The sequence below is a fragment of the Bradyrhizobium tropiciagri genome (genome assembly GCF_001189845.1).
Classification (GTDB): domain Bacteria; phylum Pseudomonadota; class Alphaproteobacteria; order Rhizobiales; family Xanthobacteraceae; genus Bradyrhizobium; species Bradyrhizobium tropiciagri.
Genome location: NZ_LFLZ01000027.1, coordinates 56,105 through 71,346, shown reverse-complemented (window position 1 = coordinate 71,346; position 15,242 = coordinate 56,105). Strand labels below are relative to the sequence as shown.

Annotated in this window: 14 protein-coding genes; 11 read left to right on the top strand and 3 right to left on the bottom strand. The window is 64.2% G+C overall.

Annotation, left to right across the window (positions count from 1 at the left end; genetic code table 11):
* Positions 1-94 precede the first annotated feature (94 nt).
* Positions 95-1,243 (top strand): DUF3095 domain-containing protein, encoded by a 1,149-nt coding sequence (locus tag AKN84_RS21940; RefSeq protein WP_050422698.1) that lies wholly within the window; start codon positions 95-97, stop codon positions 1,241-1,243.
* 191 nt (positions 1,244-1,434) lie between these two features.
* Here AKN84_RS21940 and AKN84_RS21935 read toward each other — a convergent pair whose 3' ends face one another.
* From AKN84_RS21935 to AKN84_RS21925, 3 genes are all read right to left on the bottom strand, one after another.
* Positions 1,435-1,878, bottom strand: coding sequence for a DUF2147 domain-containing protein (locus AKN84_RS21935; RefSeq protein ID WP_050422697.1), 444 nt, complete (start codon positions 1,876-1,878; stop codon positions 1,435-1,437).
* A gap of 136 nt (positions 1,879-2,014) precedes the next feature.
* Entirely contained in the window at positions 2,015-3,400 is a 1,386-nt protein-coding gene (locus tag AKN84_RS21930) for an MATE family efflux transporter (RefSeq protein WP_050422696.1), read from the bottom strand.
* Positions 3,401-3,534: 134 nt separating this feature from the next.
* Positions 3,535-4,065, bottom strand: a complete 531-nt coding sequence (locus tag AKN84_RS21925; RefSeq protein ID WP_050422695.1) for a GNAT family N-acetyltransferase — start codon at positions 4,063-4,065, stop codon at positions 3,535-3,537.
* 164 nt (positions 4,066-4,229) lie between these two features.
* Between AKN84_RS21925 and AKN84_RS21920 the strand changes: the two genes are divergently transcribed.
* The 10 genes from AKN84_RS21920 to ybgF all read left to right on the top strand — a co-directional run bounded on the left by AKN84_RS21920 (position 4,230) and on the right by ybgF (position 15,226).
* Positions 4,230-4,829 (top strand): superoxide dismutase, encoded by a 600-nt coding sequence (locus AKN84_RS21920; RefSeq protein ID WP_050422694.1) that lies wholly within the window; start codon positions 4,230-4,232, stop codon positions 4,827-4,829.
* A gap of 241 nt (positions 4,830-5,070) precedes the next feature.
* The gene (gene crcB / locus AKN84_RS21915; RefSeq protein ID WP_074128478.1) at positions 5,071-5,457 is read left to right on the top strand and encodes a fluoride efflux transporter CrcB; all 387 of its coding nucleotides are present in this window, start codon (positions 5,071-5,073) and stop codon (positions 5,455-5,457) included.
* A 618-nt stretch (positions 5,458-6,075) separates the two neighbouring features.
* Positions 6,076-6,789 (top strand): protein TolQ, encoded by a 714-nt coding sequence (gene tolQ / locus AKN84_RS21910; RefSeq protein ID WP_016846954.1) that lies wholly within the window; start codon positions 6,076-6,078, stop codon positions 6,787-6,789.
* A 137-nt stretch (positions 6,790-6,926) separates the two neighbouring features.
* Positions 6,927-7,394 carry a biopolymer transporter ExbD gene (locus AKN84_RS21905; RefSeq protein WP_050422732.1) on the top strand — a complete coding sequence of 156 codons (468 nt, stop codon included), beginning with the start codon at positions 6,927-6,929 and terminating at the stop codon, positions 7,392-7,394.
* 5 nt (positions 7,395-7,399) lie between these two features.
* Positions 7,400-8,356, top strand: coding sequence for a hypothetical protein (locus AKN84_RS21900; protein WP_050422693.1), 957 nt, complete (start codon positions 7,400-7,402; stop codon positions 8,354-8,356).
* Positions 8,357-8,427: 71 nt separating this feature from the next.
* Complete coding sequence (tolB, locus tag AKN84_RS21895) at positions 8,428-9,762, top strand: Tol-Pal system beta propeller repeat protein TolB (protein WP_050422731.1); 1,335 nt, start codon at positions 8,428-8,430, stop codon at positions 9,760-9,762.
* Between the two features lie 184 nt (positions 9,763-9,946).
* A complete protein-coding gene (locus tag AKN84_RS21890) occupies positions 9,947-12,271 on the top strand; it encodes an EAL domain-containing protein (RefSeq protein WP_050422692.1) in 2,325 nt (774 codons plus the stop codon).
* Positions 12,272-12,444: 173 nt separating this feature from the next.
* Complete coding sequence (locus AKN84_RS21885; protein WP_050422691.1) at positions 12,445-13,179, top strand: N-acyl amino acid synthase FeeM domain-containing protein; 735 nt, start codon at positions 12,445-12,447, stop codon at positions 13,177-13,179.
* Positions 13,180-13,450: 271 nt separating this feature from the next.
* Positions 13,451-13,933: a peptidoglycan-associated lipoprotein Pal gene (gene pal, locus AKN84_RS21880; RefSeq protein ID WP_016846948.1), complete on the top strand. Its 483-nt coding sequence runs from the start codon at positions 13,451-13,453 to the stop codon at positions 13,931-13,933.
* 246 nt (positions 13,934-14,179) lie between these two features.
* Positions 14,180-15,226, top strand: a complete 1,047-nt coding sequence (gene ybgF, locus AKN84_RS21875) for a tol-pal system protein YbgF (RefSeq protein ID WP_050422690.1) — start codon at positions 14,180-14,182, stop codon at positions 15,224-15,226.
* Positions 15,227-15,242 lie beyond the last annotated feature (16 nt).

Below are 15,242 nucleotides of genomic sequence, written 5' to 3'. Positions count from 1 at the left end.
CCTACAAGGCGCCCGACTGCCGGCAAAACCAGTCCCAACCCGCGCCGTATCTGCTAGAGAGTCTCATCACAGGCGGAAACAACACGGCGTTGCGATGGCTGGCGGCAGCGAGATATTCTACGGCGGCATTCCGGTGTTTCGCGGCTTCGCGCGCCTGATGGATCCGGCGCTGTATGCGCCGCTGCCCGATGACTGGACGGTCGGCGTCGCCGACATCGTCGAATCGACCAAGGCGATCGCGGCGCAGCGCTACAAGGCGGTCAACATGGCCGGCGCCGCGGTGGTCGCTTCCGTCACCAATGCGCTCGATGGCCGCGAATTCCCCTTCGTGTTCGGCGGCGACGGGGCGAGCTTCGCGGTCGCGCCCGCCGATCTCGAGAAGGCGCGCGAGGCACTCGCTGCGACCGCGCGCTGGGTGCGCGACGATCTCGATCTGGTGCTGCGGGTGGCGCTGATGCCGATGTCGGCGATCCGCGCTGCGGGCGCCGATGTGCGCGTCGCGCGCTTCGGACCGTCGGCCAATCTCTCCTACGCGATGTTCACCGGCGGCGGTCTTGCCTATGCGGACGCCGCGATGAAGCGCGGCGAATTCGCGGTTGATCCGGCGCCGCAAGGCACGCAGCCCGATCTGTCCGGCCTGTCCTGCCGCTTCGAGGTGATGCCGTCAGCGCGTGGCGTCATCCTCTCGGTGCTGGTGCTGCCCGCAAAGGACGCCGATCCCGCAGCCTTCCGCAAGGTGATCGAGGACATCGTCGTCCGCATCGAGAACAGCCCGGAAGCTGGACGGCCGGTGCCTGCAGACGGCCCGTCGCTGCGCTGGCCGCCGCAGGGTATGGAGTACGAGGCGCGTGCGCGACGCGGCGGCTCGCTCGCGCTGCGCCGTGCCACGGTGCTCGCGTTCACGCTGTGGACCTATACGCTGATGCGGTTCAATATCCCGGTCGGCAAGTTCGTGCCGAAAAACTACCTGCGGCAGTTGGTCGAGAATTCCGACTTCCGCAAATTCGACGACGGCCTGCGCATGATCCTGGATTGCACGCCGGAGCTCGCTACCGAACTCGAGCAGCGCCTCTTCGCCGCAGCCGCGCAGGGCGTCGTGCGCTACGGCCTGCATGAGCAGGATGCCGCGATGATGACCTGCTTCACCCCGTCGGCGATGCGCGCCGACCACGTCCATTTCATCGACGGCGCCCGCGGCGGTTACGCCTCGGCCGCCACCGTGCTGAAGGCACGTGCGGTGTAGGGCTGTTCTCACCTCGCCCCGCTTGCGGGGAGAGGTCGTAATTCAAGCGAAGCTTGAAATTACGGGTGAGGGGGAGCCTCCGCGAGCGTCACTGCTACCGTTGACGCGTTAACAGCCCCTCACCCCAACCCTCTCCCCGCGAAAGGGCGGGGAGAGGGAGAGGAGAGAGCGGTGGCCATTCAGCTGTCAGATTACTTCCCCACCCGCGTCCAGGTCTCGCCGCCGCATAGCGCGCCGACGCAGCCCTCGACGCGCAGCGTGCTCTCTCCGGTGACCGAGACGCTGCTTGCATAGGTGCCGCCATCATCGGCATTGTAGATCTGGCCCGACCATTTGCCCGCGGCGACCGGCTGCATGGCGGAGAACAGCGGCAACCCGATGATCGGCCGGTTGGCCAGCGACGGATTGGGATTCTTGTTGTCGACCTGCGGCTTGCCCGTCATCGGATCGATCGGGTCGCGCAGGCTCACCACCACGGCGCAGATGCCGCCGCCGCATTTGCTGATCTTGACGTGGGCATCGCCGGCCTGGGTCTGCCAGACGCCGAAGGGCTCAGGCGCGCTCTGTGCAAGCGCGGCAGGCACAGCAAGTGCCGTCGCAATGATTGCGATCACCAATCCCAGTCTGCAGGCCATGGCTTGTTCCCCAAAAGGTCGGCCTGCATAACAAGTCGAAAGATTTCTGCAATGTCATATTCGCGCGATCAGGCGCGTATGATCCAAAAAATTCTGTAGATTACTTCCGGGGTCGCCATGCTCAGGCAAGGCGATGCTATCCCCAGCGCGTCAGTCGAATCGATATGATGGTGGCGAGGCCGAAGGCCACCATGGCCGCCCCGACCAGCGCAAACAGCGTCCATGCCGGCGCGCTCACGGTGGCGAGCCAGCAGCCGCCGATGCCGACCATGAGCAGACGGATGGTGCCGGCCAGCACGGGGCCGCCGACCTTGGCGGCGCCTTGCGACGAAAAATAGAGGCAGACGCCGACGCCGAAGAAGCCGAATCCCGGGCCCGCCAGTGCGAAATAGGACGAAGCCGCGGCCGTCACGCCGGGATCGCTGGTGAACAGTGCGATCCACAGCGTCGGCTTGACGGCGACCACGAGTCCGACCAGTCCGACCACGAGGCCCGCGACCGTGCCGGCGGTCCACGCCACCTTGCGCGCCCGCGTGACAAGTCCGGCGCCGATCGCCATGCCGACCATCGGCACCGAGGCGACGCCGACCGCGAATGCGATCGGGATCAGCAGAAATTCCAGCCGCGAGCCCATGCCGTATCCGGCCAGCGTCTCGGTGCCGAAGCCTGCGAGGATCTTGGTAAAGATCAGGATGGTCAGCACGCTCTGCAACGGCGACAGGCAGGAGATCGCGCCGACCTTGAGTATGTCGAGAAACATCGCGCGCTGGAATCTGAACGCGGCGAAGTCGAGCTTCAGCCGGCTGCGGCCGGAGGCGAGATACCAGGCGAGGAAGATTGCACCACACGTGAATGCCGTGAGCTGGCCCGCGGCGACGCCGCGCATGCCGAGGCTTGGCACGCCGAACAACCCGAGGCCCAGCACGCCGCCGACCGCGATCTGGATCATCGACACGGTGATCAGCGTCATCGAGGGAATTCGCATGTCGCCGGTGCCGCGCACCACGGACGCCAGCGTATTGACCAGCCAGATCGAGATCGCGCCAGAGAACAGCACCTGCGAGTAATGCAGGGATTGCTTAAGGACGCCGCCATGGCCGCCGAGCAGCGCATAGAAGCTGCGGCCGAAGCCCAGCATCATCACGGTGAAGAACAGGCCGAGGCCGACCCCGATGATCGCCGCATGCAGCGCCAGGTCGGCGGCGCGGTCGCGATCGCCGGCGCCGAGCGCGCGGCTGATCGCCGAGGAGACGCCGCCGCCCATCGCACCTGCCGACATCATCTGGTTCAGCATCGCAAACGGAAACACCAGCGCGATGCCGGCCAGCGGCTCGGTGCCGAGCCTGCCGATATAGGAGGTCTCGGCAACCGCGACCAGCGTCGAGCCGAACATCGCGATGGTGTTGGGGACCGCGAGGCGGAGCAGCGTCGGCAGGATCGGCGCCGTCAACAAATGATCGACCGGCACCGCAGGTGCGGCCGCGGCGGAACTGACGTCGTCGATCGAGGCTTCAATGGTCATGCGTCGCGGCTCACTTCGCAAGCGGGAGAGGGGCGCACTGCAATTCGACGCCAGTGGACCAGGCTCGTTCAATAAATGATGACTGACATGTTACGAGTTCGGACTGACTCCCGCCACCCGCGCCCGCGCAGAGGTCACCACGGCAGGCCGCATAGGTCGATCTTGCCCTGGCGCGGCGCGCGCACGATGTCGTTGACGAATGGCGCCATCGCCTCGAAGCGGATCTTCCCCGCAGGCTGTTCGCAAGTAACTTCGCCGGTGAAGGGATGCCAGCCGCGCGCCTGGTAGAACGCGAAATTGTGCGGCTCGCAGAATAAGATTGCAAATTTCACCGCATCGTTGGCACGAATGGTGTGCACGGCGGCGTCGAGCGCGAGCGACGCGTAGCCGCGCCCCCGGCAGTCCTCGCGGGTCGAGACCCCGCCGATGCCGGCGACATGCACCTTGTGGCCATTCCAGGTGATGGTCCGGAAATAGATACCGACATGGCAGGCCAGCCCGCTGTCATCGGGCGCGTCGAGCAGCACGCGCAAATCCGCGTGAGCCCATTTGATATCGGCCCACGGCTTGTTCTGCATGACCTCCGGGCTCCAGACCGCCCGGAGCAACGGCTCGGCGCGCGGCCATGACGCATCTCCGTTGAGAATGTCGATTTCGATGCTCATCGTCTGGGTCCTTGGTCTTGGCTTTGCTCTTGGCTTTGGACTTGGCTTTCGGCTGTGCCGATCTGTCATAGCCGATCAGAAAATGCGGTGTTTCTCCGCGCTGGAACCTTCTATAAGGGGGACCCGTTAAGTGTAGTCTCCCACCCTCTGTTGGACATTACCCCATGACCTTCACGCTACCCGATCTGCCCTACGCCCACGACGCCCTTGCGCCCTACATGTCCAAGGAAACGCTGGAGTTTCACCACGACAAGCATCACCAGGCCTACGTCACCAACGGCAACAACGCGATCAAGGGGACCGAATTCGAAGGCAAGTCCCTCGAGGAGATCGTGAAGGGTTCGTTCGGCAAGAACGCGGCCGTCTTCAACAATGCCGGCCAGCACTACAACCACCTCCACTTCTGGAAGTGGATGAAGCCGAATGGCGGTGGCAGCAAGCTGCCCGGTCGGCTGGAGAAGAAGATCACTGAAGACCTCGGCGGCTTCGAGAAGTTCAAGACCGACTTCGCCGCCGCCGGCGTCGGCCAGTTCGGCTCCGGCTGGGCCTGGCTGCAGGTCAAGGGCGGCAAGCTCGAGATCGCCAAGACCCCGAACGGCGAGAACCCGCTGGTCCACGGGGCGGTGCCGATCCTCGGCGTCGACGTCTGGGAGCACTCCTACTACATCGACTACCGCAACCGCCGTCCGGACTATCTGAAGGCGTTCGTCGAAAACCTCGTCAACTGGGATTATGTCGACGAGCTGTTCGGCAAGGCCGGCTAGGCATCGCTCGGAATTTTTTCGCGCGCGCCTCTTCACCCTCCCCTGGAGGGGGAGGGTCGACGCGAATGAAATGAGCGGCGGGGTGGGGTGACGGTCTTTCCGCGCGCGATACTGTCCGTGCCGAGAGATCACACCTCTCCGCATTCCGCTTCGCTTCATGCGAACCGACCCTCCCCCTCCAGGGGAGGGTGAGTTTTGAGCAGGGCTGCTCAAGCTTCTTCACACACCAGCGGGGGCATTGGTGGGTAACGCGGCAAGCTATCTTCTGGTGTTCTTCGGCGGCGGTCTTGGCGCAATGCTGCGGCACCTGATCAACGTCACCTGCGCGCGCTGCATCGGCACCGCATTTCCTTACGGCACGTTCATCATCAACATCACAGGCTCGACCGTGATGGGCCTGATCGCCGGCTATCTCGCCTTCAAGGGCGAAGCCTCGCAGCCCTGGCGGTTGTTCCTGATGACCGGCATCCTCGGCGGCTACACCACCTTCTCCGCGTTCTCGCTCGACGCCGCGCTGCTCTACGAGCGCGGCGAACTCGGGCTTGCAGTGCTGTATGTCGCGGGCTCGGTGGCGTTGTCGATCATGGGGCTGTTCGCCGGATTGGCGATCGTGCGGCATTTGACGTGAGCCAACGTTAGCGCGGCGATCACTCTCCGTCGTCATTCCGGGGCTCGCGAAGCGAGAGCCCGGAATCTATCAGGCGGCGCATCGGATGGATGAATGGATTCCGGGACACCGGTGGTGTGGCAGTGGGATCGCGACCATCCACCACCGTCGTCCTGGCGAAAGCCAGGATCCATCACCCCAACTCGCAATTGATGCGCGACGCCGGGGCCACGATCCCGTTCATCACCGAATCCGGTGGTTATGGGTCCCGGCTTTCGCACTGGCTTTCGCAGGGACGACCGCGGGGAGGGGCGGGGCGTCGGATCTTCCCAGCGAGGGATCCGTTCATCCCGGGAACCCGCCAACCGGCTCCGCCGGCGGCATTTCCCGCCTCCAAATTTCCCTTTGGTAACCTCGCCTTAACCATGATTAGCGTTTGGTTAGGGTCGGAATGCCGCGTGAAAAGCCCTCGTTTTGACATGTTGGCAGGGGAAGCAGGGCCCGGCTTTGGACGGGCCCCCCATGCGACAGATGTAAGAGGCTCTCGCGCAGTTTTGCCGCGCCGGGCGCGCGGCCGTGGAAGGGGTGCCGATTGGCGGCCCGCCGAATTGGGACACTTGCGTTGAGAGGATATTGCCGATGAATCCCGCCGATGTGGCTCAGTCTACACTGCCACTGGCATCGAGCGATGTATCGCTGATCGCATTGTTTTGGCAGGCTCATTGGGTCGTCAAATGCGTGATGCTGGGACTTCTGTCCTGCTCGGTGTGGGTCTGGGCGATCGCAATCGACAAGATCCTGCTCTACGCCCGCACCAAGCGGGCAATGGACAAGTTCGAGCAGGCATTCTGGTCCGGCCAGTCGATCGAGGAGCTCTACCGGGCGCTCTCGGCCAAGCCGACCCAGTCGATGGCGGCCTGTTTCGTGGCCGCGATGCGGGAGTGGAAGCGCTCCTTCGAGAGCCAATCGCGGTCGTTTGCCGGCCTGCAGGCCAGAATCGAGAAGGTCATGAACGTCTCGATCGCCCGCGAGGTCGAGCGGCTGGAACGGCGCCTCCTGGTGCTCGCCACCGTGGGCTCGGCCGGCCCGTTTGTCGGCCTGTTCGGCACCGTCTGGGGCATTATGTCGAGCTTCCAGTCGATCGCGGCCTCGAAAAACACCTCTTTGGCGGTGGTGGCGCCCGGTATCGCGGAAGCGCTGTTTGCGACCGCAATCGGCCTGATTGCCGCAATTCCGGCGACTATTTTCTACAATAAGTTCACCTCGGAGGTGAACCGGCAGGCTGCGCGCCTGGAGGGGTTCGCCGACGAGTTCTCCGCCATCCTGTCGCGTCAGATCGACGAGCGGGGCTAGAGCATGATCCGGAAAAGTGGGTACCGGTTTTCCGAAAAGATCATGCTCAAACGGAGAGATGAGAACATGACGCGATTCCTCGCATCATGTTCGGGATCAATGATGGTCACGATGGTCACTCTTGCGAGCGCACGATCATGGCGATGAGCATGGCAGGGTCCGGCGGTGGCAGGCGCCGCCGCGGCGGGCGCAAGCCGGTGATGGCCGAGATCAACGTCACGCCGATGGTCGACGTGATGCTGGTGCTGCTGATCATCTTCATGGTGGCGGCGCCGCTCATGACGTCGAACATCGACATCGACCTGCCGGTCGCGAGCGGCGGCAGGTCGATCTCGTCGAACCAGCCGCCTCTGACGCTGTCGGTCAAGCGCACCGGCGGCGGCTGCAACTCGAATGTCGAGCTCTATCTCGGCGACGCGCCGATCACGGCCGCCGATTTTCCGGCCAAGATCAAGGCTGTCGGAGACGCCCGGTCGGAAGCCGAAAAAGTGGTCTATCTGCGTGGCGACAAGGACGTCTGTTACACGGATATGATGAAACTGCTCGGAGAGGTCCGGGCCGCGGGATTCAAGGCGAATATCGTCATCATCCCGGAAGGCGGATAACCACCATGCCAAGCACGGGGAAGCCTGATTTGAAGGTCAAGGTCGACAAGACTCTGGCGGCGTCGATTGCCCTGCACGTGCTCGTGATCGGGTGGGGCCTCGTGTCGTTTTCGACCCGGGCGTATGTCATGCCCGAAGAGGAATCCGTTGCCGTCGACGTGATCTCCTCCGACCAGCTTTCGCACGTGATGTCTGGCCAGAAGGACGGCAAGAAGGAAAATCCCAAGCCGCTGGTCGAGAAGGTCGCCGAGGCCAAGCCGATGGACGACGCTGTTGGCAAGATCGACGACAAGAAGCCACCGGTCGTGACCGATATGGCGCCGGCGCCCACCCCGAAGGTGGAGAAGCCGGAAGACAAGAAGCCGGATCCGCCGAAGAAGGTCGAGAACAAGCCGAAGGAAGAGCCGAAGCCGGTCGAGAAGAAGCCCGATCCGGTGAAGCCCGACCCGATCGCGGAAGCGATCAAGAAGGAAGAGAAGAAGCCGCCGCCGAAGCCTGTCGCACAGGCCGCCAAGCCGCCGCCGGAGCAGAAGCCGAAGGATCGCGTGTTCGACCAGAGCAAGATCGCGGCACTGCTCGACAAGCGCGACCCGACGCGCGCCTCGGCAACTGGCGATACGCTCAACGCCAATGCATCGCTCGGTACTGCCAAGGGCAAGGCCGCCGACAACTCCGCGACCTGGGGCGCAATGTTCAAGCAGCAGGTCGAGCGTTGCTGGAAGAAGCCCTATGGCGGCATCGAGGCACAGCAGACCGAGGCCGTTTTCGAGATCAAGCTGAACCGTGAGGGCAAGCTCGAAGCGCCGCCGGTGCCGGAAGGCACCCCGGGAACGCCCTATTTGCGCGTCTATCAGGAGAGCGCGCTGCGGGCGATCATCGAATGCCAGCCGTATAAGCTGCCGGCCGCCTTCTTCGATGAATGGAAGTATTTCGCGCCGGTGTTCACGGAACGGAAGACCTGAGGACAATCGCGTCGCCTGGCCAACGGCAAGCAAAGTTACCGACAATGACCAACACGAATGATTTGCGGACCATGAAATTTCGCCTCGACCGTCGACAGATGATCTCCGGAATTGCGGCCCTCGGCGCGCTTGCCGGAACCCGGAGCGCTTTCGGGCAGGCTGGCCCCAAACGAATTCCGATTCCGGAAGGCGAGTTCGCGCCGGTGCCGATCGCAATCCCGAACTTCGCTGCCGGCACACCCGGCGACGCCGAAGTCGGTGTTGGCGTCACGCAAGTGATCACCAACAACCTGAAGCGCAGCGGCTTGTTCGCGCCGATCGATCAGGCTGCCTATCTCGAGAAGCAGATCAACATCGACGCGGCGCCGAACTTCAACAACTGGAAGAGCATCAACGCACAGGCGTTGGTGACCGGCCGAATGACGCGCCAGGGCAGCGGCCGCGTGAAGGCGGAATTCCGGCTCTGGGACGTCAATACCGGCCAGCAGCTCGCCGGCCAGCAGTACGACACCTCGGCCGAATACTGGCGCCGCATCGCGCACATCATCTCCGACCAGATCTACGAACGCATGACCGGCGAGAAGGGCTATTTCGATACCCGCGTCGTGTTCGTCGACGAGAGCGGCTCGGCGGATCGCCGCGTCAAGCGGCTCGCGCTGATGGACCAGGACGGCGCCAACGTGCGCTATCTGACCCGCGGCTCCGACCTCGTGCTGACGCCGCGCTTCTCGCCGTCGACCCAGGAAATCACCTACATGGAATTCGGGCAGGGCGACCCGCGCGTCTATCTGCTCAACATCGAGACCGGCCAGCGCGAGATCGTCGGCAACTTCCCCGGCATGTCGTTCTCGCCGCGCTTCTCGCCCGACGGCCAACGCGTCATCATGAGCCTGCAGCAGGGCGGCAACTCCAACCTGTTCGTGATGGATCTGCGCTCGAAGTCGATGACGCGGCTGACCGACACGCCGGCGATCGACACCTCGCCATCCTACGCGCCGGACGGCACGCGGCTTTGCTTCGAGTCCGATCGCGGCGGCAAGCCGCAGATCTATGTGATGCCGGCAACCGGCGGCGCCGCGCAGCGCATCTCGTTCGGTGACGGCACCTATTCGACGCCGGTGTGGTCGCCGCGCGGCGACTACATCGCCTTCACCAAGCAGGGCGGCGGGCAGTTCGCGATCGGCATCATGAAGCCGGATGGCTCGGGCGAGCGCATCCTGACCTCGGGCTTCCACAATGAAGGTCCGACCTTCGCGCCGAACGGACGCGTCGTGATGTTCTTCCGCGATCCCGGCGGCAACAGCGGACCGTCGCTGTTCACCATCGACGTTTCCGGGCGCAATGAGCTGCGGGTCCCGACCCCCGGTTTTGCCTCCGACCCCGCCTGGTCGCCGCTGTTGTCGTGAGGGCGTGCATAGCTGCTCCGGGGAACCCCGGGGCGGGTCGGCGCTTCTCATCTAGCGCACTGATTTTTATGGTGAATTCCGGTCGTTGATAGTCCGCGGCAAGGACTCGCTAACGATATTCCCTCAGAAAGACTTCACCTGCGATCAGTAAGAGTGCGAGCTGAAAAGGACGCGCGCTCTCACAATGCAGTTTGCAAGTCAGACGGGAGAACCGGACCAGTCGATGTCGCCGACGATCTCCGCGGCGCTGGTCGATTCCCTGTTCATGAACCCCGCGCCCATGGTCTTCGGCGCTTTCGGCCCCGCGATCGCGGGCGCCGTGATCGCGTTCGTCACCGGCAATCTGTTGTCCTGGCTGTGCGTGCCGCTGTTCATCGTGGTCGGTCTGGCGCGCGCGTGGCAGATGTACCGCTACCAGCAGCGCAATTCCCGGCTCACCGTCGAAGAGTCCGAGGCGTGGGAGAAGCGCTACCGGATCGGCAGCCTCGCCTACGGCATTGCGCTCGGCCTGTGGGGCGCCGCCGTCCTGGTCACGACCAACGATGCCGCAGCCCACATGCTCTGCGTGACCACGGTGGTCGCCTATACCTCGGCTGGGGTCGGGCGGACCTTCGGCCGGCCGCAGATCTTCCATCTGCATCTGTTGATGTCGATCGGTCCCCTGATCGCCGCGCTGATGTATGTCGGCGGTCCCTATCACATCGCGCTTGCGCTGCTCAGCCTGGTGTTCTTCAGCGCCATCCGCCACCTCACCACGAGCCTGCAGCGCATCTACGTCAATGCCTGGATCGCCAAAGAGCGCGAGGCGGCGCTGGCGGGCCAGTTCGATACCGCGCTGAACAACATGCCGCACGGCCTGTGCATGTTCTCTGCCGACGGCCGCCTTGCGGTGATGAACCACCGCTTCATCGAGATGATGGAGCTGTCGGAGGATTTCGTGCAGCGCGGCGCCAGCGCGACCGACATCTGCAATGCCTGCGTGCTGTCCGGCGCGATCTCGGCAGCGGCCGCGCAGCAGATCCTCTACGAGATCGAGAGCTCGCAGCGCGGCGACATCGTCACCAGCGACCCCGATCCGGCCCAGAACCGCTCGCTCGACTGGACGTTCCAGCCGATGGCGGGCGGCGGCACCGTGGTGCTCGTCGAGGACATCACCGAGCGCAAGGACGCCGAGGCCAGGATCAGCCACCTCGCACGCTACGACGAGCTGACTGCGCTGCCCAACCGCGTCAATTTCCGCGACGAGATCGGCCGGCTGCTCGCCATGCAGCATGGCGACCACCGCTCCGCATTGCTGTTCGTCGATCTCGACCAGTTCAAGCAGGTCAACGATACGCTCGGCCATCCCTGCGGCGACCAGCTGCTCTGCGCGGTCGCCGAGCGGCTGCGCGAGATGCTGCGTCCGGAGGATTTCGTGGCGCGGTTCGGCGGCGACGAGTTCGTCGTGTTCCAGCAGAACATCCACTCGCATGAGGACGCCGCCGCGCTGGCACGGCGCATCGTCGACCGCCTCAGCGAGCGCTACAAGATCGACAACCATCTGGTCGAGATCGGCGCCAGCGTCGGCATAGCGATGACCGCGCCCGGTGTCGGCGCAGACACGCTGCTGAAGAACGCCGACATGGCGCTGTACCGCGCCAAGGCCGACGGCCGCGGCACCTTCTGCTTCTTCCGCGACGAGATGGCGCAGACCGTCGAGGCCCGCCGCATCCTCGAGCTCGATCTGCGCAAGGCCCTCGCCAACGAGGAATTCGAGCTGTTCTACCAGCCGCTGATCAATCTGAAGTCCGGCAAGGTCTCGACCTGCGAGGCGCTGCTGCGCTGGAACCATCCGGCGCGCGGCACCGTCTCTCCGGTCGATATCATTCCGGTCGCCGAGGATATGGGCCTGATCGTCGATCTCGGCCGCTGGATCCTGCGCAAGGCCTGCATGGAATGCATGAAGTGGCCCGAGGCGGTCAGCGTCGCGGTCAATTTCTCGCCGCAGCAGTTCCATCAGCGCGACGTGCTGAGCGAGGTCCGCTACGCGCTCGAGGTCTCCGGCCTGCCGGCGCACCGCCTCGAGATCGAGATCACCGAATCCTCGCTGCTGCACAACACCGAACTGACCCACGACGTGCTGTCGCAGCTGCGTTCACTCGGGGTGCGGATCTCGCTGGATGATTTCGGCACCGGCTACTCGTCGCTCAGCTATTTGCACAATTTCCCGCTGCAGAAGGTCAAGATCGACCGTTCCTTCCTCGAAGGCATCGACAGCGATCGGCCGCTGACCTTGCTGCGCGGCGTGGCGCGGCTGTCTGCGGACCTCGGCATGTCGGTCGTGGTCGAGGGCATCGAAACCAATGAGCAGCTCGAACTGATCAGCGCCGACGGCGCGGTGACCGAAGCGCAGGGATATTTGTTCAGCCGGCCGGTTCCCGCCGTCCGCATCCGCCAGCTGCTCAATGCCTCGCATGGCCGGCGGCCCGACGAGCAGCTGCACGTGGTTCCCTCGCGCTCGATCGCGTGAGCCGTCCGAATACCTTCAATCGATAGTTGTGATGGCCGTCAGATGCACGACCTGACGTGCACCCTTGCGGTCGGAGGTTAACTGTATTGCCTCGATTGCTTTGACGATTATTAAGAAGCTGTTAATCTTTTGGACGCGCGTTCAAGTTGTTGAGTTGTTTCAGGGAGTACCACATGAGGTCCGCGGCCGAAGCCATCAAGCCCGCGACAGGAAGGCTTGCGGACCCGCTGGATCAAGTCGACTACCGTCTCGCTCAGACCCCGGAACAGAAAGACGAGATTTACCGCCTGCGCTACCGCGCCTATCTGCGCGAAGGCGCGATCCGGCCCTCGGCGGACGAACGCGTCGTCGATGCATTCGATGATGCGCCCAATGCCTGGGTGTTCGGCGTCTATCTGCACGGCGAGCTCTGCAGCTCGATCCGGATCACCGTGGCGACGCCGGAGTGGCGTTCCTCGCCGACGCTCGATGTGTTCGGCGACGTACTGCTGCCGAAACTCGATGAGGGTCTGGTCTTTATCGATTCGACGCGCTTCGTCGCCGATCCCGACAAGGCGCGGAACAATCCGGAACTGCCCTATGTCACGGTGCGTCTCGGCTCGACCGCGGGCGTGCATTTCAATGCCGATTACGGGCTCGCGCCGGTCCGGCCAGAGCACATGGCATTCTACCGGCGCGTGTTCCTGCACGAGACCTGGTCGGAGCCGCGGCTCTATCCCGGGCTGGTGAAGCCGGTCGGCCTGATGGCGTCGCATCTGCCGACGGTGCGGGAACGCGTGCTGGCCCGCTATCCATTCCTGCGCTCGAGCGCCTTCGAGCGGCGGATGCTGTTCGATCGGGAAGGCCAATTGCAGCCCGACGGTATGGTCCGGCCGTTCGAGCGCGCGTCGATCGTGCCGAATCCCTGAGAAAACCGGCATTCGTATCGATCTGAAGTCGGCCGGCTGTTGCGCGCGGGCCAAATTGTCCTGCAAAAGCGGCCGGTTCCCGCGAACCTTGCCTTCCCTTCACCGTCGCGCCACATTTGCCACCCATTAACCATCGGGGGCGCTTTCCGGCATTGTCTGGCATTTGATGGGGTCCAGCAAGGTCTCGTCAAGGTTGACGGAACGTTCGCTTAACCATCGCCCTGTAGACCGATTGGGTAGTACGAAGAGCGTGAGCGTGGAGGCTCCGGGAATGAATTATCTCCAGGGTATGAAGCTGGTTGCGGTTCTGGCGGTGGCGCTGTCGATGGGCGCTTGCGCCAACAAGAACCCGTTGGACGCCAATGGCGCGATTGGGGGCGCCGCGACCCCGGGTAGCCAGCAGGACTTCGTGGTCAATGTCGGCGACCGCGTGTTCTTTGAAAGCGATCAGACCGATCTCAGCCCGCAGGCGACTGCGACCCTCGACAAGCAGGCGCAGTGGCTGCAGACCTACAACCGCTATTCCTTCACCATCGAAGGTCATGCGGACGAGCGCGGCACGCGCGAATACAACATCGCGCTCGGTGCCCGCCGCGCCCAGTCGGTTCGCGCCTACCTTGCCTCGCGCGGTATCGATCCGAGCCGCATGCGCACCATCTCCTACGGCAAGGAGCGCCCGGTCGCGGTCTGTAACGACATCTCCTGCTGGTCGCAAAATCGTCGCGCCGTCACCGTGCTGAACGCCAGCTCCTGACGCGATCGCGAATACGTTTCCAAGCCGGCGCCTTCGGGCGCCGGTTTTGTTTTGGCCGCATGTAGGCTGGGCCGCTTTCATCAAGATGAACGAAGCTGCGCGCAATTGGCCGCTTGCTTGTTCCAGCGCCCGTACTAAACCGGTATCCGCGGCGCTGTCCCGGATTTGAAGTGCCAGTCACAATTCTGGCGTACTCCGTCCTTCAATGTCGCTCGCTTTTCACGTCGATCTCGTCGTCAGGGCAAAATGTCATCCAGGCTTCATTTTCTTTCCTCCGCCGCGGCGATCGCGGCGCTGTTCGCCGTTTCCGCACCAGTGTTTGCCCAGTCCGACGATTCCGATGCCGAGATGCGGATCGAGCGGCTTGAAAACCAGCTGCGGCAGCTGACCGGTCAGAACGAGGAACTGCAGTACCGCAACCGTCAGCTCGAAGAGCGGCTGCGCCAGCTTGGTGGCCAGCCGCCCGGCGCTCAAGGACAGGCTCCGGCCGGCCAGCCCAATGTCGCGGCGGTGCCTCCGGCGCAGCAGCCGCAGGCTTACCCGCAAGCCCAGCCGGGCTACGCCCAGCCGCAACAGGGATACGGCCAGCCACAGCAAGGATATGGCCGGCAGCCGCAGGGCGGCTATGACCAGCAGCAGATCGCAACGCCCGCGCCGATCGTGCAGGAGCCGGCAACTGCGGCAGCCCCCGGCCGCCGCGGCCGCGGCGACGCCTTCGATCCGAGCCAGAACCCAAATGCTCCCGGCGCTCCGCGCGCGCTCGGCGGCGGCCAGATGCCGATGCAGAACGAGGCGGCGGTCGGCGCGCCCGGCGGCCGCGGGGCGGGCGAGCCGCTCAATCTCGGCAACACCAGCCCGCAGCGCGGTGCTCCCGGCGCAAGCGCGGCCCTGACCACATTGCCGCCGTCGGCCACGTCGAAGGACGAGTTCGACCTCGGCATCGGCTACATGCAGCGCAAGGACTATGCGCTCGCCGAAGAGACCATGAAGAACTTCGCGACGAAGTATCCAACCGATCCCTTGGTGGCGGATTCGCAGTACTGGCTCGGCGAAAGCTATTTCCAGCGCCAGCAATATCGCGACGCCGCGGAAACCTTCCTCGGCGTGACCACCAAGTTCGACAAATCAGCGAAGGCGCCCGACGCGCTGCTGCGGCTCGGCCAGTCGCTGGCGGCGCTGAAGGAAAAGGAAGCCGCCTGCGCCGCGTTCGGCGAGATCACGCGGAAGTACCCGCGCGCATCCGGCGGGGTCAAAGCTGCGGTTGACCGCGAGCAGAAGCGCGTGAAGTGCTAAACCGGCAAGGAGAGGC

What these genes read in the sequence shown, in the direction of transcription:
- AKN84_RS21925 (WP_050422695.1), bottom strand. Translation starts at nt 4,065, where the DNA reads ATGAGCATCGAAATCGACATTCTCAACGGAGATGCGTCATGGCCGCGC.
- AKN84_RS21885 (WP_050422691.1), top strand. Translation starts at nt 12,445, where the DNA reads ATGAGGTCCGCGGCCGAAGCCATCAAGCCCGCGACAGGAAGGCTTGCG.
- pal (WP_016846948.1), top strand. Translation starts at nt 13,451, where the DNA reads ATGAATTATCTCCAGGGTATGAAGCTGGTTGCGGTTCTGGCGGTGGCG.
- tolB (WP_050422731.1), top strand. Translation starts at nt 8,428, where the DNA reads ATGAAATTTCGCCTCGACCGTCGACAGATGATCTCCGGAATTGCGGCC.
- AKN84_RS21900 (WP_050422693.1), top strand. Translation starts at nt 7,400, where the DNA reads ATGCCAAGCACGGGGAAGCCTGATTTGAAGGTCAAGGTCGACAAGACT.
- AKN84_RS21905 (WP_050422732.1), top strand. Translation starts at nt 6,927, where the DNA reads ATGGCGATGAGCATGGCAGGGTCCGGCGGTGGCAGGCGCCGCCGCGGC.
- AKN84_RS21920 (WP_050422694.1), top strand. Translation starts at nt 4,230, where the DNA reads ATGACCTTCACGCTACCCGATCTGCCCTACGCCCACGACGCCCTTGCG.
- AKN84_RS21935 (WP_050422697.1), bottom strand. Translation starts at nt 1,878, where the DNA reads ATGGCCTGCAGACTGGGATTGGTGATCGCAATCATTGCGACGGCACTT.
- AKN84_RS21890 (WP_050422692.1), top strand. Translation starts at nt 9,947, where the DNA reads ATGCAGTTTGCAAGTCAGACGGGAGAACCGGACCAGTCGATGTCGCCG.
- ybgF (WP_050422690.1), top strand. Translation starts at nt 14,180, where the DNA reads ATGTCATCCAGGCTTCATTTTCTTTCCTCCGCCGCGGCGATCGCGGCG.
- tolQ (WP_016846954.1), top strand. Translation starts at nt 6,076, where the DNA reads ATGAATCCCGCCGATGTGGCTCAGTCTACACTGCCACTGGCATCGAGC.
- AKN84_RS21940 (WP_050422698.1), top strand. Translation starts at nt 95, where the DNA reads ATGGCTGGCGGCAGCGAGATATTCTACGGCGGCATTCCGGTGTTTCGC.
- AKN84_RS21930 (WP_050422696.1), bottom strand. Translation starts at nt 3,400, where the DNA reads ATGACCATTGAAGCCTCGATCGACGACGTCAGTTCCGCCGCGGCCGCA.